24 protein-coding genes are annotated in these 23,202 nt (G+C 50.2%); 15 read left to right on the forward strand and 9 right to left on the reverse strand.

The genetic code is table 11. The annotated features are described in order from the left end of the window. The first annotated feature begins 472 nt into the window (after positions 1-472). Together ACNQ0T_RS20385 and ACNQ0T_RS20390 are read left to right on the forward strand one after the other, a co-directional pair. Positions 473-814: a hypothetical protein gene (locus tag ACNQ0T_RS20385; RefSeq protein WP_001151572.1), complete on the forward strand. Its 342-nt coding sequence runs from the start codon at positions 473-475 to the stop codon at positions 812-814. 91 nt (positions 815-905) lie between these two features. Then, the gene (locus ACNQ0T_RS20390; protein ID WP_000398479.1) at positions 906-1,097 is read left to right on the forward strand and encodes a DUF7706 family protein; all 192 of its coding nucleotides are present in this window, start codon (positions 906-908) and stop codon (positions 1,095-1,097) included. A 240-nt stretch (positions 1,098-1,337) separates the two neighbouring features. On the opposite strand, the gene ACNQ0T_RS20395 is transcribed toward ACNQ0T_RS20390, so the two are convergent. The 8 genes from ACNQ0T_RS20395 to ACNQ0T_RS20430 all read right to left on the reverse strand — a co-directional run bounded on the left by ACNQ0T_RS20395 (position 1,338) and on the right by ACNQ0T_RS20430 (position 8,104). Further along, complete coding sequence (locus tag ACNQ0T_RS20395; RefSeq protein WP_000374058.1) at positions 1,338-1,793, reverse strand: hypothetical protein; 456 nt, start codon at positions 1,791-1,793, stop codon at positions 1,338-1,340. 90 nt (positions 1,794-1,883) lie between these two features. After that, positions 1,884-3,125, reverse strand: a complete 1,242-nt coding sequence (locus ACNQ0T_RS20400) for a vWA domain-containing protein (protein ID WP_001053340.1) — start codon at positions 3,123-3,125, stop codon at positions 1,884-1,886. A 428-nt stretch (positions 3,126-3,553) separates the two neighbouring features. Then, positions 3,554-4,129, reverse strand: a complete 576-nt coding sequence (locus tag ACNQ0T_RS20405; protein ID WP_000301247.1) for a TerD family protein — start codon at positions 4,127-4,129, stop codon at positions 3,554-3,556. 68 nt (positions 4,130-4,197) lie between these two features. Further along, the gene (gene terD / locus ACNQ0T_RS20410; RefSeq protein ID WP_000116680.1) at positions 4,198-4,776 is read right to left on the reverse strand and encodes a tellurium resistance membrane protein TerD; all 579 of its coding nucleotides are present in this window, start codon (positions 4,774-4,776) and stop codon (positions 4,198-4,200) included. Positions 4,777-4,824: 48 nt separating this feature from the next. Beyond that, entirely contained in the window at positions 4,825-5,865 is a 1,041-nt protein-coding gene (terC, locus tag ACNQ0T_RS20415; RefSeq protein ID WP_000255079.1) for a tellurium resistance membrane protein TerC, read from the reverse strand. Positions 5,866-5,887: 22 nt separating this feature from the next. Beyond that, positions 5,888-6,343: a tellurite resistance TerB family protein gene (locus tag ACNQ0T_RS20420; protein WP_000007449.1), complete on the reverse strand. Its 456-nt coding sequence runs from the start codon at positions 6,341-6,343 to the stop codon at positions 5,888-5,890. Between the two features lie 22 nt (positions 6,344-6,365). Beyond that, positions 6,366-7,523, reverse strand: a complete 1,158-nt coding sequence (locus ACNQ0T_RS20425) for a TerD family protein (RefSeq protein ID WP_001054786.1) — start codon at positions 7,521-7,523, stop codon at positions 6,366-6,368. After that, positions 7,523-8,104: a tellurium resistance-associated protein TerZ gene (locus ACNQ0T_RS20430; protein ID WP_000254137.1), complete on the reverse strand. Its 582-nt coding sequence runs from the start codon at positions 8,102-8,104 to the stop codon at positions 7,523-7,525. Before ACNQ0T_RS20430 ends, ACNQ0T_RS20425 begins: the two co-directional genes overlap by 1 nt. 320 nt (positions 8,105-8,424) lie before the next feature. On the opposite strand from ACNQ0T_RS20430, the gene ACNQ0T_RS20435 reads away from it, so the two are divergent. From ACNQ0T_RS20435 to ACNQ0T_RS20495, 13 genes are all read left to right on the forward strand, one after another. Then, positions 8,425-9,483 (forward strand): ATP-grasp domain-containing protein, encoded by a 1,059-nt coding sequence (locus tag ACNQ0T_RS20435; protein WP_012695441.1) that lies wholly within the window; start codon positions 8,425-8,427, stop codon positions 9,481-9,483. A gap of 9 nt (positions 9,484-9,492) precedes the next feature. Then, the gene (locus tag ACNQ0T_RS20440) at positions 9,493-10,635 is read left to right on the forward strand and encodes a phosphoribosyltransferase domain-containing protein (RefSeq protein ID WP_001280115.1); all 1,143 of its coding nucleotides are present in this window, start codon (positions 9,493-9,495) and stop codon (positions 10,633-10,635) included. Next, the gene (locus tag ACNQ0T_RS20445; RefSeq protein WP_001040058.1) at positions 10,628-11,401 is read left to right on the forward strand and encodes a hypothetical protein; all 774 of its coding nucleotides are present in this window, start codon (positions 10,628-10,630) and stop codon (positions 11,399-11,401) included. Before ACNQ0T_RS20440 ends, ACNQ0T_RS20445 begins: the two co-directional genes overlap by 8 nt. Position 11,402: 1 nt before the next feature. Continuing rightward, the gene (locus ACNQ0T_RS20450; protein WP_001585166.1) at positions 11,403-12,482 is read left to right on the forward strand and encodes a cysteine protease StiP family protein; all 1,080 of its coding nucleotides are present in this window, start codon (positions 11,403-11,405) and stop codon (positions 12,480-12,482) included. After that, a complete protein-coding gene (locus ACNQ0T_RS20455) occupies positions 12,482-13,438 on the forward strand; it encodes an HpcH/HpaI aldolase/citrate lyase family protein (protein WP_011152965.1) in 957 nt (318 codons plus the stop codon). Before ACNQ0T_RS20450 ends, ACNQ0T_RS20455 begins: the two co-directional genes overlap by 1 nt. A gap of 10 nt (positions 13,439-13,448) precedes the next feature. Continuing rightward, entirely contained in the window at positions 13,449-14,657 is a 1,209-nt protein-coding gene (locus ACNQ0T_RS20460; RefSeq protein WP_011152964.1) for a DUF4236 domain-containing protein, read from the forward strand. A gap of 17 nt (positions 14,658-14,674) precedes the next feature. Beyond that, positions 14,675-15,142, forward strand: a complete 468-nt coding sequence (terW, locus tag ACNQ0T_RS20465; protein ID WP_001176767.1) for a tellurium resistance protein TerW — start codon at positions 14,675-14,677, stop codon at positions 15,140-15,142. A gap of 462 nt (positions 15,143-15,604) precedes the next feature. Beyond that, the gene (locus ACNQ0T_RS20470; RefSeq protein WP_001253657.1) at positions 15,605-16,243 is read left to right on the forward strand and encodes a vWA domain-containing protein; all 639 of its coding nucleotides are present in this window, start codon (positions 15,605-15,607) and stop codon (positions 16,241-16,243) included. 22 nt (positions 16,244-16,265) lie between these two features. Beyond that, on the forward strand, positions 16,266-16,907 hold the full coding sequence (locus ACNQ0T_RS20475; protein ID WP_000116681.1) for a TerD family protein: 642 nt from the start codon (positions 16,266-16,268) through the stop codon (positions 16,905-16,907). Beyond that, positions 16,907-17,545, forward strand: coding sequence for a vWA domain-containing protein (locus ACNQ0T_RS20480; protein WP_001253658.1), 639 nt, complete (start codon positions 16,907-16,909; stop codon positions 17,543-17,545). The genes ACNQ0T_RS20475 and ACNQ0T_RS20480 overlap by 1 nt, the downstream gene beginning before the upstream one ends. Positions 17,546-17,629: 84 nt before the next feature. Then, on the forward strand, positions 17,630-18,670 hold the full coding sequence (locus tag ACNQ0T_RS20485) for a TerY-C metal binding domain-containing protein (protein ID WP_001253656.1): 1,041 nt from the start codon (positions 17,630-17,632) through the stop codon (positions 18,668-18,670). After that, the gene (locus ACNQ0T_RS20490; protein ID WP_000081060.1) at positions 18,670-20,307 is read left to right on the forward strand and encodes a PP2C family serine/threonine-protein phosphatase; all 1,638 of its coding nucleotides are present in this window, start codon (positions 18,670-18,672) and stop codon (positions 20,305-20,307) included. Before ACNQ0T_RS20485 ends, ACNQ0T_RS20490 begins: the two co-directional genes overlap by 1 nt. A 25-nt stretch (positions 20,308-20,332) precedes the next feature. Further along, positions 20,333-21,832 (forward strand): helix-hairpin-helix domain-containing protein, encoded by a 1,500-nt coding sequence (locus ACNQ0T_RS20495; protein ID WP_001284318.1) that lies wholly within the window; start codon positions 20,333-20,335, stop codon positions 21,830-21,832. A gap of 165 nt (positions 21,833-21,997) precedes the next feature. Here ACNQ0T_RS20495 and ACNQ0T_RS20500 read toward each other — a convergent pair whose 3' ends face one another. Next, complete coding sequence (locus ACNQ0T_RS20500) at positions 21,998-23,080, reverse strand: hypothetical protein (protein WP_001232447.1); 1,083 nt, start codon at positions 23,078-23,080, stop codon at positions 21,998-22,000. Positions 23,081-23,202 lie beyond the last annotated feature (122 nt).

Genomic DNA, 23,202 nt, shown 5'->3' on the forward strand with positions numbered 1-23,202 from the left:
TGGTTCGTGTTTTTGTTTATTCGATGGCAACTGTACTCTTTCTGCCGCTTGGCTTGTTGAAAAGCACGTGGTGGTTTTCACCATTGTTTGCGATAGCTGCTATTGATTACTTAATGTTTCTGCGTCGACAAGGCTAGTTGCTGAACCTCATACCTCAGAGCAATCTGTATGTTTTTTACACCACTGGTTAAAAGGTCAGGCTACGTTCCTGACGTTTTTTAAAAAACAGTTTTATGTTTGATGCGTTACTGGTCTGTCTGGTAACCCAGTGGTACATTACCATTATTAAGGCTGGCTGGCGGTGGTGCATCATGCTTAAACGACCCTCTCTGAGCGTACTTTCCGACAGTCCTGTGCACCGCACCACTTACCCGGCAGGCCTATGTCTTGGTTATTCTTCGTTGTACCTTTTTCTTCAGCTTTATCCCTGACATGTCTGTCTGAACAGTTCTAAGCAAACCGGAATGTTGTCATGGCCAAAGTACAAGGGCTCTTTGTTGGATACCGAAAATTCGCTGTTGATCGTGACTGGCTTCGTCAGCAGGAAGAACAACGTTATCGGGATCGCCAGCGACAATTTGATGAATGGTCCAGGAAATGGGTCACTGTAACCAGGCTCAAAGAGACTCGTTTATGGACTGACGGAGCCATCAGGCGATGGTTGGGTGAACCTCAGCAGCAGGGTAAATATAAAGTTTTCCCCGTTGAAGCGGTTTTGGCTGCTGAGAAGTTGAATGAGTTTCGGCTCTGGCTTAAACCCCGACTGGAAAAGAAACGTGCCCAGCACCACCACTTTTTAATTCCATTTCTGTAAAGTAGAAACAACGGCAGTTCCGGCCGCATTCAAGGCTTCGGCATCTGGTCAGAAATAAAGCGCCATTTTTCAGTATAAGGGAGGTTAGATAGTGGAAGGTATTGAGACACTGAGTTTGCAGCTTGATGAGAATGAAACTATGGCCCTTGCTCAATTAGTTAAACGTCTGAGCTGGAGCGATCTTCGTGGCTGTGCTGTGAGTGACGAAGAAGCCTGGGTAATGAAAAGCGCAATTGAAAAATTACAACAGGCGTTAAGGGAAGAAGGTTATGCGCCTCGATGAGGCTGGCTTCGTTCTTTATTCCGATAACAAATTTGCTTAAGGACTAACTATGAGCCAGCACTGGTATGAGGTGAAAAGCAATCAGGGAATTGTTCAGGTGATTGTTGGGAGAAGATATTAATGTAATGCGTTTCTGCATTACATCAAGCAGATTAGCTTTTTCTGGTCAAAATAGACGATGTGATTTTTCTTTAGCCGAAGTCCATCCGCTCCCCACGCAACCGGTAAAGGTTCGCAGGTTTAATAAAGATAGGTTTCGTATCTCCCTAAGGGTGGGATAGGTAAACTCATAATGGCATCTGTGTTTACTATGTAAGTATTCGGGTAAAATTCATCTAATACAGTAAAGTTTAGTTTCTTACAAAAGCTTAATAAATATGGGTTTTTCACGTCTTCTATTACAACATCGCACCAGGGATTCGATTCACAGCAAAGCTTCAGAAAAGACTTAAACCATCCCTTGTTTTGTATTTCTTCCGGAAGCCGTACCACATGTATGGTCAGACAATCTCCATGATAACGATTAGTACTTTGTCTAAGCCCTACAACAATCCCCTTTTCTTGAATCTGTACACCTGCCTGATGCTCTTTCATGTCGGGCGTATAGTGCCTTGCTCTGTTTAACCAGGCCACCAGCTGCTGAGCCGTACTTGGTGATTCTTCAGCTATCCATTTCAGGTACTTGATGCGGTCCATATGCGCCTCCCTGTACGATTTCCAATGAACAAAGGCTCTACAGTATTAAGCTGCTGTAGAGCTCATTCAACCAAGCTCAAACTGTGCGTATTAAAGGATGCCTAACCTTTTTGTTTCATCGATCCACGGTCTGAATTCTTCCAGTAGATTATCATATAACTTTTCATCGCTAATCGAACCGAAATCATCCATGGCAAAGAAGTGGGTGTTATCAACCCGGCGGTCAGTAAAGTCATCCAGATTTTTGAGGATACCGTAGCTTGAACCACCCAGGCCGACAAACTTCCAGAAGATGGGGTAGTTGGCAGAACGCCGGATTGCATCTTTAATCGCCCGGGTCTTGCTGATCCCGCCATCGGTAATAAATACAACATACACCGGGATTTTCGAGTCCTTAAAGTAGTCGACTATTTCTTCCATCACAGGAGGCTCGTTGTTTGTCCCTCCGAGGCCCGGCAGGTTCTCCCAGGCTGAACGCTTTCCAGCCCCGCGAATGGACTGAATATATGTGTCCAGGTTGTCCAGTGTGACGTTTGGATACTTCTTATGCTTCTCTCCAAATCCCCAGACATCCATTTCACCGTCGTCGTCGAACTGGGCGGCAAGAACGGCGATGCGGTCCAGCACAGACTGAACGTTACCCTTACTGAACTGGCCACTCATTGAGCCGGATGCGTCAAGTACAAATGCAACCGCTGCCTCAAGGGTGTCCAGTTTATTTTTAGTAAGACTGACCGAGGCTTTTTTAGCGAGGCTTACAAGGCGCGGAGATCTGGTTTCCAGTTTCTTTTCCAGACTGATACGAGCAGGCTTTGCTGGCTGCGGAGCTGGCTGTGCGACATCAACGCCATAGCTAATGGCCAGAGGCTCAAGACCACCGTTGAAACCCTGCCCGAGCGCACGAAGCTTCCAGGCGCCATTGTGCCGATATACTTCACCCAGGATAATTGCTTTCTCACTGCGGCCCTGAGTCTCAGCCTGGAACTCAGCGATTCCTTGAGCCTGCATGCTCAACGAACTGAGCCCACTGATGGTATCTTCACCATCAATGACAACTGTGATTGCAATTTTACTGATGTTCGCAGGAACACGATCCAGTGCTATCTCAATGCTGGACTGCTGAGAACCGGTAACGAGCTTTACTGCCCCTTCAGGAGAAGACAGATTATTGTAAAAGATAAAGTCAGAATCGCCGCTGACCTTTCCCTGAGCATTAAGCAGGAACAGGCAGGTATCGGGTTCGCCTTTAAAGCCGGATTTGGTAGGGTACTGAAGATTCAGCCTGATCGCAGATTGCTGAAGTGGTATGTTTTGTCCGGATTGTAGATTCACATTAACTCTCCTGATTTTTGATTATTTTAAAGCGCAGCGTTTATATAGGTTCCCCTGGCTTAGTTCAGGACGCTGGATTTCTGGTGAGGCGTATATATGGTGTGACACCATATTTCATCACGTTGAAGTTTCTATACCTGTTGAATTGGAATTTCCATTGGTCGGGTATTTTATCTTCCAGAACCCGTGCCTTCATAAGTCGCAAACGTAACATATATCAGAGGGGCATGCTGTTGATATAAGGCACGGAATACAGGCTTTAACCAGCAACCAGAGAAAAATCCGTTTCCTGCCTTTAAAAGGCTCACGTCAGAATTAACATCTCTCTGCTTTCTGAGATTCCCGAACCCTTTCTGCCCCCCCCCTCCTGATAGCGGATCGCAACCAAAAAAAACCCCGGCATTGCCGGGGTATGATTCAGCGTTATTTTAGATGTTAACGCCGTGCTGGGAGGCAAGAGCCGCCAGGCCACCGGCAAAGCCCTGACCGACAGCTTTAAACTTCCACTCAGCGCCATGACGATACAGTTCACCGAAGACCATAGCGGTTTCGGTTGAGGCATCTTCAGACAGATCGAAACGGGCAATTTCCGTGCCGTTGTCGTTGTTGTAAACGCGCATGAAGCTGTTGCTCACCATGCCGAAGTTTTGTTTACGCGCTTCTGCATCATAGATGGTAACGGCAAACACCAGTTTTTTGATATCTGCTGAGACTTTGGTCAGATCGATTTTGACCTGCTCATCGTCGCCGTCGCCTTCACCGGTACGGTTGTCGCCCTGGTGCTCTACCGCGCCATCAGGGCTGGTTTTGTTATTGAAGAAAATGAAATGCGCATCTGACAACACTTTACCGTCTTCGCCTACTGCGAACACGGAAGCGTCCAGGTCAAAACCCTGACCATCGGTTACACGGGCATCCCAGCCTAGGCCAACCATAGCAACATTCATGGTTGGTGCTTCTTTGGTCAGAGATACATTGCCGCCTTTTACGAGAGAAACTGCCATTTTTAGCTCCTGCAAACAGTTGAATGAGGGCTGCATTAACAGCCCCGGGTAGAAAAGTTACTTTTTGATCAGGACGCGTTAATGCCGTACTGAGCACATACAGATGCCAGACCACCAGCATAACCCTGACCTACTGCGCGGAATTTCCACTCACCATTGTGGCGATACAGCTCGCCGAACAGCATGGCAGTCTCAGTGGACGCATCTTCGGTCAGATCGTAGCGAGCAACTTCAGTCTGGTTATCGTCATTAACCAGACGAATAAACGCACCGGATACCTGACCAAAGCTCTGGCGACGAGCCTGAGCATCGTGGATGGTCACAACGAAGATGATCTTGTCAACTTCAGACGGGACGGCGTCCAGTTTAATTTTCAGCGATTCATCATCACCATCGCCCTCACCGGTGCGGTTATCGCCGGTGTGCGTTACGGAACCGTCGGATGACGTCAGGTTGTTATAGAAGATGAAATCTGAATCGCCGCGCACTTTGCCGTTTGAGGCCAGCAGGAATGCTGAAGCATCCAGGTCAAAGTCCTGACCGTCTGTTGAACGCGCATCCCAGCCAAGGCCCACCAGGACGTTTTTCATTGACGGAGCTGCTTTACTTAGGGAGACGTTCCCGCCTTTGGAAAGAGAAACACTCATAAAATAACCTCTTCGATTAGTAATTGTTCAGGTTAACACTTAAGGGGATTAACTCCCCTTTTCCTCAGATTCAGGTTTGCCCGGGAACATGACGCTTGCGAGAATGCCCAGCGCCAGTACACCCAGTACAACATACAGGCTGGTTGTTGCCGCGATGCTGTAACCATGATGCCAGATGTGATCGGTCGCATTCAGGCCGAGTTTTGCCGCGATGAAGAACAGCAGCACGATAACGGCCTTCTCCAGATGAACCAGGTACTGTTTCAGTGCCTCAAGGACAAAGTACAGAGTACGCAGGCCCAGGATAGCAAACATCATGGCACTATAGACGATAAGCGGTTCACGACTGACGGCAATGATTGCCGGTACCGAGTCAAACGCGAACATTACGTCCGAGAGTTCAACCACAGCCACACACAGGAACAGCGGGGTCGCATACAGCGCCGCTTTTTTACCACGGCCAATGGTGACATCGCTGTTTTCTGGTTTCGCCAGTTCAGCATCCACTTCCTTCTGGTTAAGCAGGAAGGCATGCCCTCTGAGCTTCGGCCAGATAGGGAAGAAGCGTTTAACCATGCGGTAAGCCAGATGCTGGGAGTAATCCTCAATTTCATCATCGTCATCACCGCTTTTAAGCATCATGACCGCTGTCCAGGCAACGATAATAGCGAAGACAACTTCAACATACGGCCCCAGACTCAGCAGGCTCGTACCGATGGCGACAAAGATGCCCCTGAAGACAATGGCACCAATGATCCCCCAGTAGAGAACACGGTGGCGATAACGATCCGGAACGGCGAACCAGGAGAAGATGGCCATCATGACGAACAGGTTATCGACCGACAGCACTTTCTCCAGCGCATAACCCGTGACAAACAGACTGGCAACCTCAGCACCGTGGTGGATATAGAGGAAACCGGCAAATGCCATCGCAACCACAACCCAGAATACGGACCAGAGCGCCGCACTCTTCAGCGAAATAGGCTTGTCATCACGGTGCATAAACAGGTCAATAAAGATGGCACCGACTGAAAGCGCAATAAAAACAATGACCGTTTCAGTCGGGAAGCCGATGTGTGTGGAAACCATATTTTACCCTTAGGGATGTGGATCAGAGGCCAAATTCAGCCGGGTCGAAGCCCAACGCGATAGCGATCTCGCGGGAGGCCAGTTTCTCGTCCTGATCGAAGTTACCGTCACTTTTCGCAACGGCAATACCAACACGTAAGGCCAGCTGAGCGGCCTCAGGCTGATCTTTCAGCGCCAGGATGTATTTCATGGTTTCGCCCTTGCCGATTTCAACATCGAAATCGAAGCTTGAAACCAGTTTATTGAAGAACTCAATCACCTCATTGGTATCGAAGACCTTCAGCTCTTCTGAAGAGCGCAGAAAGCCCATCATTTTCTGCTTTTCTTCCGAACTTACGCCGTCACTCGATACGGCAATACGGGCACATACAGCAACGGTGCCCTGCATGAATTTTTTGTTTTTGAAACGGCCAACCTGGCGGGTCAGTTCGTCACGGCCTGAGTTAATGGCACCTTTAACTTTGTCGAAAAAGCTCATACCTGTTTCCTTTGTTGCTGTGTTATTTAGAACCGGCGCTCCAGCGAAATCCCCAGCCAAATGCCCGGTCCATTTCGTCCTGGCCTTTGAAGTACTGGTTAATTCGCTCGACTTTAATTGCGCCGTTTTCGTTTACGAGTCTGGCAATGGCGCACAATGTGCGACGGTTTTCACCTTCGGTCAGGCGGGTCTCAATGGGCGGTTGATCCGGCACATGAATGGTGACCACACCATCAGTCTTGTCCCAGCTGGGAACACCTTCATAAATAAAGGCGTAAATCAGCACTTCGCGGATATGCTTCCATTCACGTCCATTGATATGCAGCCACTCGCCGTCTGATACATCACCCGTCCGGTCATCGCCCTTGAGCTGAACATACGGTTCATCGCGATAATCACCGAATGCATTACCGAGCGCCTGAATGACCGATTTATACCCGTCCTGAAGCTCAACAAAGGCCCCCAGATCCAGGTCGATTCCTTTGGAGCCGAACATGCCTGCAAAGCCTGATTTGCCGCTGCCCCGGTGCCAGTTCAGGTTGATCCGGATTTCACCGAAGTTATCCCGTTTGGTCAGGCTGATTGCAGGCTTCTCTTTTGTCAGCGATACCTTGCTCAGGCTGATTTTTGTCTCAACTGGCGGAGGGGTTACAACCGGAGGAGTCGGGGCTGCGGGAGCCGGTTCGTCGGCAATATTTACGCCGAAATGCTCTGCCAGCGGTTTAAGTCCACCGTTGAACCCCTGCGCAACGAAGCGGAATTTCCAGTCATTATTACGACGGTAAAATTCACCCAGAATTAAGGCTGCTTCCTGACGGCCGCTCAGTTCGACACTGCCGCTAACCAGGCCGGTAGCCCCTTGCTCCACGTCGATGGAAAGATTACGAAGACCGGACACCGTCTGCCCACCGTCACAGGTCACGGTGAACGCAATTTTCTGGACATCAGGTTTCAGCCGGTTGAGCGCGACAGTAAAGGTTGAGTACTGGCCTTCACTGACCAGGCTGACGGTACCATCATCGTTACGTGGCTGACCATAAAACACCATGTCCGCATCACCCTGCACCTTCCCGTCGGCATACAGGCGAAACGCCGAAGCATCCACCTGGCCGCCCGAGGTGATCCGGACCCGCAACTCCTGGGCTGGAACGGGGGCATTGCCCCCCGGCGTCAGGTTCATTAGCGAATAACCGCTGAAACGATATCGGAGTGCATATCGTCAATTGTGCGGCCGCGACAGGCATGGCCAAGGGCGGTAAAGTCCCAGTTGCCGTTATTACGGCGCAGCGAAGAAATAACGATCCCGGTATGTGAGCCCTGCTCAGTCAGCTTGTAGCGAGCCAGCTCTTTGCCGGTTTGATCGACAACGCGGCAGAACGCGTTTTCGACGTCATTGAACGACTGACCACGGAAGCTGTTTACCGTAAACGCCAGGTATTCAACGTTTGCAGGCAGTCGGGAGAGGTTGACATTAATCACCTCATCGTCACCGTCACCTTCACCGGTCAGGTTATCGCCACTGTGCACAACAGCGCCGCAGGTGGATTCCAGTTTGCGGAACCAGATGGTGTCAATTGTTTTACCGGTGCTGTCCATTAATACGCAGCCAGCATCGAGATCGATTGAGTCGTTGCCTCCAAACAATCCTCCAAGAAGACCTTTTTTCTTAACCGGATCCCAACCGAGACCGAAATGAAGCTGGCTTAATGCAGATGATTCTTTGCTGAGTGATACCGTCTGGTTCTTAACTAATGAAACCATGTTTTATTCCTTAAAATGGTAATGACCGAGACAATCAAAGGTATATTTAGTAACTGACGAAGAAAATCATATCATGATGAAGTTCTCTGACAAGGGAAATTTTGGTAGTTTTCTGTAAAAACACAAAAAGAAATCCTTTTCAGGGTGTTAATTTTCTAAGTTTAATTTAAATATCAATGTGTTATCAGGAATCCAAAAAACCTGACGCACTCCATAACCACAGGAGTTATTAATCATATTATGATTGACATGTAGCTTAGACACTCATAGACTCACTTCTCAATCATAAATTTGCATGGCGTTCCGGATAATTAAAAAAAATGAACAAGAAAATTTGGTTTATGGAAGGTTTATCCTCCCAGCGAGATATTATTCAGGGGGTAAAATCATTTGCAAAAAAAAATAATTTTGCCATTACCGTTTTTGCCTCCCACCGTAACGAAAGAAATGAAATCCTTTCCGTTGCCGACTATTCTTTGACTGAACCTGAAGATCCTCAAAAACGTCTTCAGTTTATCCAGGAAACCATTCAGTCCTACGGCATCCACCATATTCATACTGGCCGTAACAGCCAGTGGTTTGAAGAACACCGTTCAGCCATTGAATCGACCGGTGCCACCCTTACTACCGGTGCAACGGGCGTCGACTGGTTAACTCTGGCTGACGAAAAAGTTACTTTTGCTCAGTTTATGGAGCAAAAGGGTCTCCCGGTCGTACCATCCTGGCGGGTGAATACGCTGGCAGAATTAAAAACACACCTCGCGGCCCCGCCGTTCACTGACAGCCCGGTATGCGTGAAGCCGGTGACGGGTATCTATGGCATGGGATTCTGGCGCTTTGATGACAGTGCTTCGCCTATGGCCGTCTTTAATCATCCCGAACATCGTCTGGTCAGTCCGCAACAGTATATTGCAGCAGCATCAGCTGCTGAGTCGTTTAAACCCCTTGTTTTGATGCCGTACCTGCCAGGCCCGGAATTTTCCGTCGATATCCTCGCGGATAAGGGCGAAATACTCGCAGCCGTGGGACGCCGTAAGGAAGGGGTTATCCAGTATCTGGTAAACGAAGGAAGCGCCTGGGAACTGGCGTGTGACTGCGCCAGGGTTATGAAGGCCGACGGGCTGGTGAATGTTCAGACGCGAAACGATGTGAATGGCAACCCGGTGCTGCTTGAAACCAACATGCGTCCGTCAGGGGGGGTGGGTTATACCCTTCACAGCGGGGTGAACCTTCCTGGGTTATTTGCTGCCTTTAAGCTCGGTCTGATGTCTGAAGATATGGTGCGCCAGAGCGCTAAAAACACCTTTTCTCCGGTTGCGGTGAGATCCATTACGGATGTAATTGCATACCCGGAATCACTCTCTAACCTTCTGAATTAAGGCGTATTTATGTCTGATATCCTCGAAGATATGATTTATCGCCGTACCCTCTCATGCGGTACGATTCAGGTAACCCGCGACCAGGGTGAAGTTTCGCTCGATGACCTGTTTGACATCGCTGAAAGACGTAACCCGAAACGCGCCTTTCTGTTTGTCAGCAAAGTACTCGGCAGGCACATTCCCGTGCCACCCTCAGTCATGCGGCAGGCCTACAGACAGCTTGCCAGCCAGTTCCCCTCGACACTGACAGGACCCGTACTGTTTATCGGTATGGCTGAAACCGCCGTTGGGCTTGGGGCCGGTGTATTTGATGAAGTGCGCCACCAGCATCCTGAATCTGTCTATCTGACCTCTACCCGTCACCCGGTTGATGGCACGTTGCTTTGCGAGTTCAAGGAAGAACACAGCCACGCCACCGATCATCTGATCTATCTGCCAGATGATGAAGAGAAAAGACGTCGTGTTACCAACGCACGAACGCTGGTTTTGATTGATGACGAGGCAACCACCGGTAATACCTTTATTAACCTGCTTTCAGCCCTGCGTAATACCGGCAAGCTTCAACATATTGAACAGGTTATAGCCGTTACGCTTACCGACTGGAGTGGCAAAGCCTTGTCCGAGCGCAGCACCTTACCAGTCACTTCGGTTTCTCTTGTAAGCGGTAAGTGGGGATGGACCCCATTACCTGATGCACCTGTCCCGGACATGCCGAAAGTCAACGTAACTTCACGAGGAGAATGGGACATCCAGGGAAAACAGTCCTGGGGCCGACTGGGGATGCTCGCACCTGCGGCCGATCTCGGCCATGAGGTCTCCGTCCACAAGGGGGAACGTATTCTGGTTCTCGGGACCGGGGAATTCGTCTGGGAGCCGTTCCTGCTTGCTGAACGGCTCGAAGCTGCCGGAGCACAGGCATTTTATGGATCGACCACCCGCTCCCCTATCGCCGTTGGTTATGCCATTGAGTCCGCCATTTCCTTTACGGATAACTACGGGCTGGGCATCCCCAATTTTGTCTATAACGTCGCCCACCAGCAGTTTGACCGCATTCTTGTGTGTACTGAGACACCCGCAGAAAGTATTGACACGCAGCTTCTTAAAGCGCTGGCTGAGGTTGCGGCCGTCGTGGAGATTGTTACCTATGAATAAACCCGTTGTTCTGAGCGACCTTGACGACACGCTCTTTCAGACCCGTCGTAAAATGGTGGACGAGCTGGCCCTGGAGCCATTCCGTACCGGTGCCGTTGATCGCACCCTGAATCCACGAAGCTTTATGACGGAAGAACAGTCCATGTTGGTGGACTGGCTCCTGGAGCAGGCTGAACTCATACCCGTTACCGCACGGGGAACTGAAGAAATCAGCCGCGTACGGATCCCTTTCCACTCCTGGGCAATCACCACTCACGGGGCCGTCATTCTCACGCCAGAAGGCAAACCCGACGAGGAGTGGAAGGCCCATATGCTCGGCCAGCTGGCTCCCTATCAGGAAAAGCTGACATCGATGCAGCGTCTGATCACTGAAATGATGGACGCAAAAGGGATCAATGCCTGGGCAAGGCTGAACTTCGAATACGGTGAAACGGCGGTTTATATGGTGATGAAGCACCGCGACAGCACCCGCCTTGACGAGCTCAATGCCATTGCAGATGAGATAGAAACGGTGTTTCCGACCGAGGGCTTCTACATCCACCGCAACAGTAATAACGTGGCCTGGCTTCCCACCGCGGTTGAGAAAGGGCTGGCAGTCAGATGGCTTCTTGAAAAACTTCGGGCTGAACGCGGAGTCTTCCCCGTAATTGGTCTGGGCGACAGCCTGAGCGATCATCGTTTTATGAAACTGTGCAGCTGGTTTGGCATCCCGCGTCAGAGTCAGTTTGCAGATGCCATTTCACAGCGAATTTTTGGAGAAAATTAAAATGCAGCCACATGACACATTTACCGGCTCATACCAGCCCGGTGACGTGGAATTTCTGCTAAAGCCGGTAGTCATTGAGATGACGCCGGTTGAGCAAAAAGAAGAGCTGATTCAGTCAGGGAAGAAACATTATTCGGACATGCTCAGTCAGGAGCCAGCGCCAACACAATGGCATCTTGATTTGTTTCACCGGGCGCTGGATCGGGGCGCAGAGAGACTTGCAAAAGAAGTCACACAGCTCGCTATTGCTCTGGCCGAACGCTTCGGTGATGAGCCCATTGTACTGGCCAGTCTCGTCAGAGCTGGCGTGCCGCTCGGCGTTATGCTGCACCAGGCCCTGCGTGACATGGGGAAAACCTCATGGCATTACGGTATCAGCATTATCCGGGATCGTGGAATTGACGGTGCAGCCCTCGACGTCATTGAAGAGCGCCATGGTACCAGCGGTATTGTCTTTGTTGACGGATGGACAGGTAAAGGCGCAATTACCGGAGAGCTTGTACGCGCACTGAAAGATCGCCCGGGCTATCCTGAGCAGCCGCGACTGGTTGTCCTGGCCGATCCCTGTGGCTGCTCCTGGCTTGCAGCCAGTGATGATGACTGGCTCATTCCTTTTGGCATCATGGGTGCGCCGGTATCAGGCCTGATCTCCCGGTCAGTATGGTCCTCTGAAGGATTACATGGGTGCATGGTTTGCGAGCATCTCAGTGAATTCGAATGCAGCCGGATGCTTGTCGATACCGTCGCCCATTTCCGTAAGAAGTTAACCCCGTCATCCCTCGCTACCCTGAGCTGGAATATGGAGTCAGCCCGGGTCTTATGGCAGACAAGTCGCGACGTTATCGCGTTCCTGGCCGATGAATTTAAAGTGGACAGCGTCAATCGTATTAAACCCGGTATTGCTGAAGCAACCCGGGCTGTATTACGTCGGGTACCGGACCATGTATTTGTGCGTTCTATTGACGACCCGGACGTTGCCTTGCTTGTAGGGCTTGCTCGTGAAAAGGGAATAGTTGTTACAGAAATGGGGGGAACCCTCGGCCAGTATCGGGCTGTAACCATTATCAAGAAGGTACTCTGATGAAAAATCGTCTTTCTCCCTGGAATCTGGGAGCCACGCTATACATGCCTGCAACACGGGAAGATATTGCTGATGCCGTCCTGCACGGGAAAATCCCGGGTTTGCGCTCTCTGGTGATTTGCCTGGAGGATGCTGTCAGTGAAGCAGACATCCCCATCGCCCTCAAAAATCTGGAGCACCTGCTGCACGAGCTCAGTAACAGCATGCGTAGCCTGGGTAAAAATGACTGGCCTCTGGTGTTCATTCGCCCTCGGCATGCCGAAATGGGCAGATGGTTAAAAGCGCATTATGATCTTTCCGCTGTCGATGGGTTTGTGTTGCCGAAATTTACCCTCAGTTCGTTAGCTGAATGGTGGGATATCATGGGCGGGACTCACCTGTGCATGATGCCAACGCTGGAAACAGAAGACGTCTTTGACGTGGTTCAGATGCGCGAGCTGGCCACTCGCCTGGTGGAACATCCCTGCCACGACCGCATTATTGCGCTTCGAATCGGCGGCAACGATCTTATGAACGTTGTGTCGCTTCGCCGCCCCCGGGACCTGACGCTGTATGACAGCCCGATGGGCTACGTCATCAAAATGCTCGTTTCAGTCTTCGGCCCGCGTGATTTTGCCCTGACCGCGCCCGTATGTGAGCATATTGACGATCATGCCGTTATGGCCAGAGAGCTGGCTCTTGATATGGCACATGGGCTTGTTGGGAAAACGGCCATTCACCCGGGTCAGATAGAGGTCATTCAAAACGCGCTGATGGTCACTCAGGGTGAGTATTCTGACGCTCTGCGGATCCTGAACTCTACCCAGGCCGTGTTTAAGTCGCAGGGAGCAATGTGTGAACCCGCCACACATCGCCGCTGGGCGGCTGGCATTCTGGACAGAGCTCGTTTTTATGGGTTACAGAACGAGCAAAGCGCTGATGGAATCAGATTACTTACCGTGACCCAGCATCATTAAGGAAATCATAATGGGGTTCAGGTTCAGAAAGTCGATCAACATTATTCCTGGCGTTCGCCTCAACCTGAGTAACGGTGCACCGAGCCTGAGTGTCGGGCCGAGAGGTGCTTCCGTTTCTTTTGGTAGCCGGGGGACCTATGCCAATCTGGGCTTGCCCGGTACCGGGCTGAGTTACCGTACCCGGCTTGACCGGGCCGCGCGTTCCGGAGGTGGAAACCGGACGGCAACCGACCCGGGGCTCAGACAGGCGCTTGAGCAGGAAGCCGCTGAACTCATGTCAGCGGTAACCGCAATCCGTAATATTCACGAGCTGACGCCGGATCCAAAAACAGGCATCAGCTGGGCAGAGCTGGAAGCAGTATACCTGCATAACAGAACGTCGCCTTTTCAGGTTCCGGCACCGGTGCGTCCAGAAAAGCCAGACTACCTTGCATTGCCGGAAAAGCCTGCCGAGAGCGAAGGCATTAGTTTTCTGGGTAAATGGTTTGAATCGGAATCAGCTAAAGCTGAGCGCCACGCCGAAAATCTTCGCCGGTGGCAGCAGGAGCTGATTGATGTGGAGCGTGAGAATACCCTTCGACAGCACCGGTACCAGCAACAACGGACGGCCTGGGCCGAACAGTATGCAAACTGGAAGTTTGAAGCAGAAGAACATGAAAAACGGCTCGCCACGGCTCAGGCAGATGCCCGGCAGCAGTTCCGGACAGACGCCGCGTTTTTCGAATCATACCTGGCGGGTGTGCTGGCAGAAACTGAATGGCCGCGTGAAACGATTGTTGCATTTGAAGTAAAGCCGGAGCTATCAGCAGTCCTGCTGGACGTTGATTTAGCTGAGATTGAAGATTTCCCTGATAAGATTTACGGCGTTAATGCCCGGGGCACGGAGCTGACGGAAAAAGCCATGACGCAAAAAGCCGTACGCGAAAACTATGCCCGCCACGTCCATGGCTGCTTGTTCCGCCTGGTCGGTATCGTTTTACATACGCTACCTTTCGACAACGTGATTGTGTCAGGCTTTACGCAACGGGTCAGTAAGCGGACCGGCTATCTGGAGGATGAGTATATCCTGTCCTGCAAATGCACTCGCAGCCAGATGTCGTCAGTAAATTTTGCAGGCATAGAACACATTGATCCGGTTGAAGCGTTAGGCGATCACCCGGTTATTCGAAAGATGAGCAGTACCTTCATTTTTCAGCCTATTGAACCACTAACCCTTTAAGCAGGCTAAATCTTACGATGCAATTAAATACCAGACAGGCCCGGATTTTTAAGCTTGCCAACTTACTGGGCACCGGCAAGCCCGTTTCCGCTGCCGACATTATAACCAGTCTGGAATGCTCAGAGCCGACATTAACCCGGGCCCTCAAAGAGCTACGCGAGTCATATTCTGCGGAGATCAAATACAGCAAGGCAGGTCATTCCTACCATCTCGTTAATCCGGGCCAGCTGGATAAAAAGACCCTTCGCCGGATGAATGAAGCGCTCGCACAGAATGCTGAACTGAAAACCGGTGAGTCTACAGGGAAGGTCGTACTCGATAAGGATAAAAAAACAGCCGTGTCCTTATCGCTACGCATGCGGATCTTAAGAAAAATTGACCGTCTGGCTGCGCTGAGTGGCTCGACCCGAAGTGAAGCGGTAGAGAAGCTGGCTCTGCACTCCGTTGACGAACTGATAAAAGAATACAGCGCTAAAAAGTCCTGACGCTAAATCTCAGACCGGGGTGAAAACCCCGGTTTTGTCATATTTTACCTCTGTATTGGCGTGACGTAGTTTTGATCTATTCTCCTCCCGCAATGCCAGCAGCGCCTTACTGACTACAAAACCTGGTGTCTTGACATCCTCTTGTGCTACACATCAATCTTTGGGCGTTTTACACTCCATTCATGCAGATCTGTGATGTATGATGAATTTCATACATAAGACAGTTTATTTGTCCGAGTTTTTTCAGAAATCTTATATTCCAGTCCGGTCTGAATTATTTTTCTGTTGATAAGAGGCCATTCACATGTCGGTAATTCTATGGTGGTTAACTTATTTCTTTAATGCCGCTTCTGAGTATTTAATCTCCACCCGACAGATGTCGTGCCGTTTTATCAAATCAACAAACCCTGGCCTCTTCCTGAAACTACTCTCCTCTTCCGATCTCTTAAGAAGGAATTACATTTGAGACGCTTACCCGTATATCTGCTACTCGACACGTCCGGCTCTATGCACGGAGAGCCTATCGAAGCGGTTAAAAATGGCGTTCAGACGCTGCTTACCACGCTGAAACAGGATCCGTATGCACTCGAAACGGCTCACGTGTCAGTGATCACCTTTGATTCTTCAGCCCGACAGGCAGTCCCCCTGACAGACCTCCTGAGTTTCCAGATGCCAGCACTAACAGCCAGCGGCACCACGTCTCTTGGCGAAGCGCTTTCCCTCACGGCCAGCTCCATTGCCAAAGAAGTACAGAAAACGACGGCTGACACTAAAGGTGACTGGCGTCCCCTTGTATTCCTGATGACGGATGGAAGTCCGAATGATGACTGGCGTAAAGGCCTGAATGACTTTAAAGCGGCCAGAACCGGCGTTGTTGTGGCATGTGCAGCCGGGCATGATGCCGATACCAGCGTCCTCAAAGAAATCACTGAAATCGTGGTTCAGCTCGATACAGCTGACAGTTCGACGATTAAAGCTTTCTTTAAATGGGTCAGTGCGAGCATTTCGGTAGGCAGTCAGAAAGTGGAGTCCAGCAAAAAAGAAGTGATCGGTCTTGAAGACCTGCCACCGCCGCCGCCAGAAGTAAATGTGGTCTTATAATTTTATTGATTAAGGGGATATCATGTCTGTCAGTCTGAGCAAAGGCCAGGGCGTAAGCCTGAAAAAAAATGAATACGATCTCTCGTCCGTTACTATCGGCCTCGGTTGGGATATTAATGAGGAAAAGAAAGGTTTTCTCGGCGGGATCTTTGGTAAAAAAGAAGAAGAATACGACCTTGATGTGATCGCTTTCCTGTGTAATTCAGCCGGAAAGGTGACCGATCTCGGCAATGTGGAAAATGGTAAACCAACGCTTGTGAATGGCGATATCATCTTTTTCAACAGCCTTCGCCATAAGTCAGGCAATATCTGGCTGACGGGCGATAACCGAACCGGAGCCGGTGACGGTGACGATGAGCAAATTATTGTGCGCCTGAATTCCCTTGACGCTCAGTACGAGAAAATTGTGTTCATCGTTCAGATCTACAATGGTGAAAAGCTCCAGCAGCACTTTGGTAAAGTTCAGAATGCCTTCATCCGGGCAGTAGATGCCCGTAATATTGAAATGGCACGATTCGATCTTTCTGGCGGACCCGCCTTCGCCAGCCAGCGCTCCATGGTCTTTGCCGAGCTGATACGCGAGGCTACAGGCTGGAAACTCAGGGCAATTGGTGAGCCTTCAGAATCAGATTCGTTTGTCTCGCACCTGAGGAATTACATGTGATGCGCCGCCTGCCTGTTTACCTTGTTATCGACACATCCGGCTCGATGCGCGGTGAGTCAATCCATTCCGTTAACGTTGGAATTCAGGCGATGCTTAGCGCTCTTCGCCAGGATCCCTACGCCCTCGAAAGCGTTCATATCTCCATTATCACCTATGACAATGAGGCGCGTGAGTTCATTCCTCTCACGCCGCTGGAAGACTTCCAGTTTTCTGACATCGTTGTGCCAAGCGCAGGCGGGACGTTCACCGGTGCTGCCCTTGAATGTCTGATGCAGTGTGTTGAACGGGATGTACGTCGCTCAGATGGTGATACCAAAGGAGACTGGCGTCCTCTGGTATTCCTGATGACTGATGGAACCCCTTCTGATGCCCTGGCGTACGGTGAAGCGGTAAAAGCGATTCGCGGCCGGGGATTCGGATCCATCATTGCCTGCGCCGTTGGTCCTAAAGCAGGCCATGAGCACTTAAAACAGCTCACCGATAAGGTTGTGTCTCTGGAGACGCTAGATTCAACCGCGTTTGCAGGTTTCTTTAAATGGGTATCGGCCAGCGTGTCTTCCGGCAGCACAAGCGCGGGGATTAATAACGGAACTGATACCCTTCCCCCTCCTCCACCAGAAATCCAGCTGGTGCTCTGACAGACAGAAAGGTGCTGTTTCCGGGCAGCACCTTTCTGTACAGCAACGTTTTCTGCTGGCCGTACCAGCCGTACGAGGAAAATTATGAGACGCCTTCCCGTGTTTTTTGTCCTGGACTGTTCAGAGTCCATGATTGGTGAAAACCTGAAAAAAATGACTGATGGTCTGCAAATGATCGTCGGAGATTTAAGAAAGGATCCACACGCACTTGAAACAGCCTGGGTCTCGGTAATCGCATTTGCCGGTGTAGCCCGTACGATTGTACCTCTTCACGAAATTGCCTCGTTCTACCCTCCCCGCCTTCCCGTTGGCGGCGGTACGAGCCTTGGAGCTGCATTGCGTGAGCTGACCGTGCAAATTGATACCCAGGTCAGAAAAACCACTCATGAGGCTAAAGGCGACTGGAAACCCGTCGTGTATCTCCTTACCGACGGACGTCCGACTGACGACACAACCGCAGAAGTGAAGCGCTGGAAGGATCACTACGCGAGTAAAGTGAATCTCATTGCCGTTGGCCTGGGGCCGTCAGCGGACCTGAATATCCTGCGGCAACTGACAGAGAATGTCATGCTGTTCACCGAATCTCAGGAAGGGGACTTTACCCGCTTCATCAAATGGATCACGGCCTCGGTTACGGCGCACAGCCGCAGCGTCGGGGACGACAAACAACCTGAGCTCAGCCAGACTGAATACATAGTCCGGCTGGCCAAGGACGAGCCAGTAAAAGCGTACGACGAAAACTGCGTTACGCTTACCGGCCGTTGCAGCAAGACCCGTCGTCCGTACCTGATGAAGTATGAACGGCCACCAGCAAGGGTTTCCGGGCTCGATTTCAGTCTGAACCTGAACAGCTTTAATATTGCCGGATGCTATCCCATCGATGAGGACTATTTTGCGTGGTCAGATGCCACCGCTACCGGTTTGCAGGTAAATACCAGCGAACTGCATGGCGTACCGGGTTGCCCCCACTGCGGTAATGCCAGTGCGTTTGCCCTGTGCTCATGCGGAAAGTTGCTGTGTATTGACGGCCCGGATGACGTGATCTGCCCGTGGTGTGAAACAGGCCTGTCATTCAGCAATGATGGCGGAAACACTAACTTCGACGTAAACAGAGGGAGAGGTTGATGTCGCAAAATGCTTTACTTGAAGAGAAGATTATCCGCTTAGTTCTGTCTGAGCTGGGCCACCCTGTTGAAGGTGAGCGGCTTTTACTTCTATCGCAGGACCCATCCCTTACCGAAGAAATTATGCGGCTTAAAGAGCGGATTGAGAGCCTTGCACAGGGTTTATCTGCGCGGGTTAGCGAAGGTGATAACGACGCAGAGATTGCCGCCTCGTCAGCATCCAGTCTTTCCGATCAGCAACAAACGGTCGTAAGTGTTGCTGATAACCCGGGCATTGACGCTACCGATACATCAGCACTGCAACCCCTGCCAGAAAATGAGCCTCATCCTCCGTTCTGGAAGCTGATGCCTTATTACGAATTTGATAAACCAGCACAGAGGGAAGACGAAAACCTGTCTTCCCTGGTATTAAAACCCGGGCAGATACCGACAGGCCAGCAGCGGGCCAGCTTAGCTGTGCCACCTGCCGTTCCCCCGAGAGCTAAAATAACGATCCCCAACGCCCGCGCAGGCGAACGTTTCTCTTCGCCGGTTGCTATCGTTCTGGGTGAGGGCCAGCAGGCTACTGTCAGGGACGTTGTCTTTCCCCGGAACATTGGCCTGTCTTTTGACAAAGAACAGGAGTTGCTGACAGGTACTCCCACCGAAAGCGGCGATATAGAGCTTTCAGTAATCTGGTCATGCACGTCGCACGACGAATGTGAAACAAAACAGCTATTTATAATCAATCCCGATCCGAGAAGCCTGTGGAAGGTGGTAGAGCCACCAGCAGACGCTCCCTACCCTAAGTCCCATCTGGACGCTGCTGGCCTGGTCAGGGGTGATATACGTATTGCTGCCGCCAGTCGCCGGGGACGCTCTCATGAGCATGCCGGAAGCTTCAGAGATGACGACTTCTACATCAACCACTGCCAGGAAACAGGATGGTCTGTCATGCTGGTCGCAGACGGAGCCGGTAGTGCGGTAAATTCCCGGGAAGGCTCCCGGATTGCAGTCAAAACGGCTGGCGATTACCTTTTAAATCAGCTCAGTGGTGTGAAAGGCGTCCATTTAAAGCAGCACATCACGGCGTGGGAAGGGAGCGATCAGCAGGCAACAATAAACGCCATGCTTCATCATTTTAAACAGGCAGCTACGCTCGCGGTCAACAGTATCCAGAACGAAGCCATTTGTGCAGAACAACCTGTGAAATCCTATTCAACAACCCTTCTGGCAACTGTAGCGCTACGAACTGATAACGAGCTGTTTGCGACTGCATTCTGGCTTGGTGATGGTGCGATAGGTGCATACAGCCCTTCCGGTAAAGTCAGGATACTGGGAAATCCCGATAGCGGAGAATACGCAGGACAAACCCGTTTCCTTGACCAGAGCATTATCGCAGACCCCTCGTTTAGCGGCCGCATCAGCGTGGGTAAATGGAATGATGTATCTCACTTGATCCTCATGACAGACGGCGTCTCAGACCCTCTGTTTGAGACGGATAATGGGCTTCGCAGTGACGAAAAATGGACCCGTCTCGTTGATGAGCTCAACCCTGTCCTTACAGACGCCAGTATTGCGCCTGAGAGGTTAGGCGACTGGCTTAACTTTTTCTCCACAGGGAACCATGATGACCGCACTATTGCGGTGTTGTGGTAAGGGATACGCTTTTTCGGTGATCAATATGGCAAATATCGTTACGTGCAAAACAAAGGACGGCGAAACAGTCCAGTATGTTGACGAGGTAATTGGTTCGGGCTCGATGAAGGATGTTTACTTTTCGCCTGATAAATCATACGTCGTCGCTTTTTATCATAAACCGCAGAACGAGCAGGCCCGGGATCGGATTGATATGATCACCGGACGCTACAGGCAAAACATTTTTGGCCAGTCCGGAGGTGAATACTGGAAGGACCTGTTTTGCTGGCCGACCCATGTTGTTGAGCATGGGCATAAAATCGGCATCGTGGTTCCAACCTACAAAAGCTACTTTTTCTTTAAATACGGCTCTAAAAACGATGATTTTCTTGGCATAAAAGGTCGTGAAAAGGAAGGCAAATGGTTTGCCAGCGCCAGCAACCAGAACAAATTTCTCGACCCACGTGAACGAGGCAATACGCTTACCTATCTCAAGGTCTGTCTGCTGCTGACAAGAGCCGTCAGAAGGATGCATGCGGCAGGTCTCTGTCACAGCGATCTAAGCTATAAAAACGTGCTTATCGATCCAGAAATGGGACATGCCTGCATCATTGACGTAGACGGCCTGGTTGTCCCTGGAAAGTATCCTCCCGACGTGGTGGGCACCCCGGATTTTATCGCTCCGGAAGTGGTGAAAACCAGTCATCTTTCCAAAGAGGATCCGAACCGCGTATTGCCAAGCATTACTACTGACCGTCATGCGCTGTCGGTGCTTATCTACATGTATCTGTTCTTCCGTCATCCGCTACGTGGCGGAAAAATACATGACATGTCGGATGAAGTACGTGATGAGACCTTATCTATGGGTGAGAAGGCACTCTTCATTGAACATCCGACAGACAAAAGCAATGCAGTCAAAGTCAGTCAGCTATCGTCCTTTTCACTGCCCTGGGCTGACCCGGAGAAAATTCCTTACACCATCATGGGCCCTTATCTGACACCTTTGTTTGAGCGCGCCTTTATAGATGGCTTACACGATGCCACTAAACGCCCGACCGCCGATGAGTGGGAAAGCGCCCTGGTTAAAACAGTCGATCTGATACAGCCCTGCCAGAACAAGGCGTGTGAACAGAAATGGTACGTTTTCTCGGGTAAGACAAAGCCGGTTTGTCCCTACTGCGGTACGCCATACAAGGGTAAATTACCGGTTCTAAATTTATATTCTTCCCGAAAGGAAGGCAGTTATCGTCCTGACGACCACCGGTTGATGGTGTGGAGCGGGCAGTCAATCTATGCGTGGCATGTGAATCGCCTCATTGCGCCAAATGAGCGTACAACCGATTTGCAAAGGAAACGAGTTGGGTATTTTGTTTTCCATAACGATCAGTGGTGGTTAGTAAATGAAGGCATAAATGGGCTTATGTCATTACCGGATAAACGACAGATTGCCATTGGGGAAAAAATTGAACTGACGAATAACGCTCAGTTTGTTCTGTCAAAGGAGGAAGGCGGCAGGCTGGTCGTCGTTCAGTTAGTAGAAAACTAACGGACGCCCATAACGACTAAAACGTTCTGGCAGCATACTGAACCTGTTTAATGAATCACTATATTAAGCTGTGTCAAATTTAAGCTGCCAGAAAAACTGACTGTCTGTGCCGGATATGCGGTACACCTCCTGCGGCAAGGGTTTAATGCGCAAAGCCCAATTTATTTATAAGAGTGAATAGTTTTGTGGCTCTACCCTGCCGCTCTCCTTTCCTGTGTCATGGTTTTTAACATCTGAAATACTGACATTGTTAAGCCGGTGATTGTATAAGGCGATGCGGACAATCTCATGAAGATATTCAAGTTCGTTTTGTGTCAAGGACTGGCCTTCCTGGGTTTTTGAAATCATTTCCTGCCAGCAGATCAGTCTTTCGTAACTGACATGTTCGCTGTTTTCCAGGCAGTGCAACCTGAAATAGCGAAGGAACAAAGGAAATTCATCGGTCTGAGCGATGTCATAAGCCCGAACCGTTAACCTACACAGACATACAATCGTATCCTGCTGTAACCTGACTAACGCGTTATGACTGCCCGGAAGGATATCAGGCAATTTCATCTTACAGTCAGCAAGGCGCTGAAGAAGAGGCCCTTCCTCTGAAGGCTCCCGTCCCCGATACTCCTGAAGAGGTTCAGATTCAAGTTCATGCATTAATGGATGATATAGCCATTCCCGGGAACTGGTCTCATCAATGATCAGGCTTTCAATGCACTCACTGTATGTTGTTTTACGTCGCCCGAGCTGCACCTGACTGATTTCATATTCAATATCTGGAAGATCGATACGCAATGCGGCAACTCTTTCGGAAGGATGAAGGTGGTCAAAGGTTAACTTCGCAGAAATGCTACGATCCCTGTCCAGAAAGACGGCCACACATAAATCATTAACCTTTACGAACAGATCAGCTGTGCCTCCGAACATACTGCCGCTTCCAATAACCTCATTCAGTGAAACCGGCCCACCATCGTCGCCAGCGAGAAGATTTGGGAAACCAAGAACCTGGTGCTCGTTGATGACTTCAATAATTTTTCCCCGGATGGCTTCCATCAGACCATCACAGTCACCGGCTACAGCAGTACTGTGTGAGAAATGCCAAAGCTTGACCTCCCCCTGCTTTGCTAACAGATCAGTTTTGCAAGCGGGGCAGATGCAGTTACAGTCGATACCCCGGCTGACCTCTGTAATATCTAAAAAGAGTCCTGATTCTCTCTGGAGTCCAAATGGAATACCAAATGTGTAACTCTTACGCATGGCTGCACCCCGTTTTTGATAATTATTCAAACTATATCCGAAATAACGGAGGAGGATTTCTGTAAAACGAATTAAAAGAAATGATTTTTTAGTTTTCCAGATTAATGTTTGACAAGAATCAA

Origin of the sequence: Enterobacter cloacae complex sp.6700776 (assembly GCF_048284255.1) — a bacterium.
Classification (GTDB): Bacteria; Pseudomonadota; Gammaproteobacteria; order Enterobacterales; family Enterobacteriaceae; genus Enterobacter; species Enterobacter intestinihominis.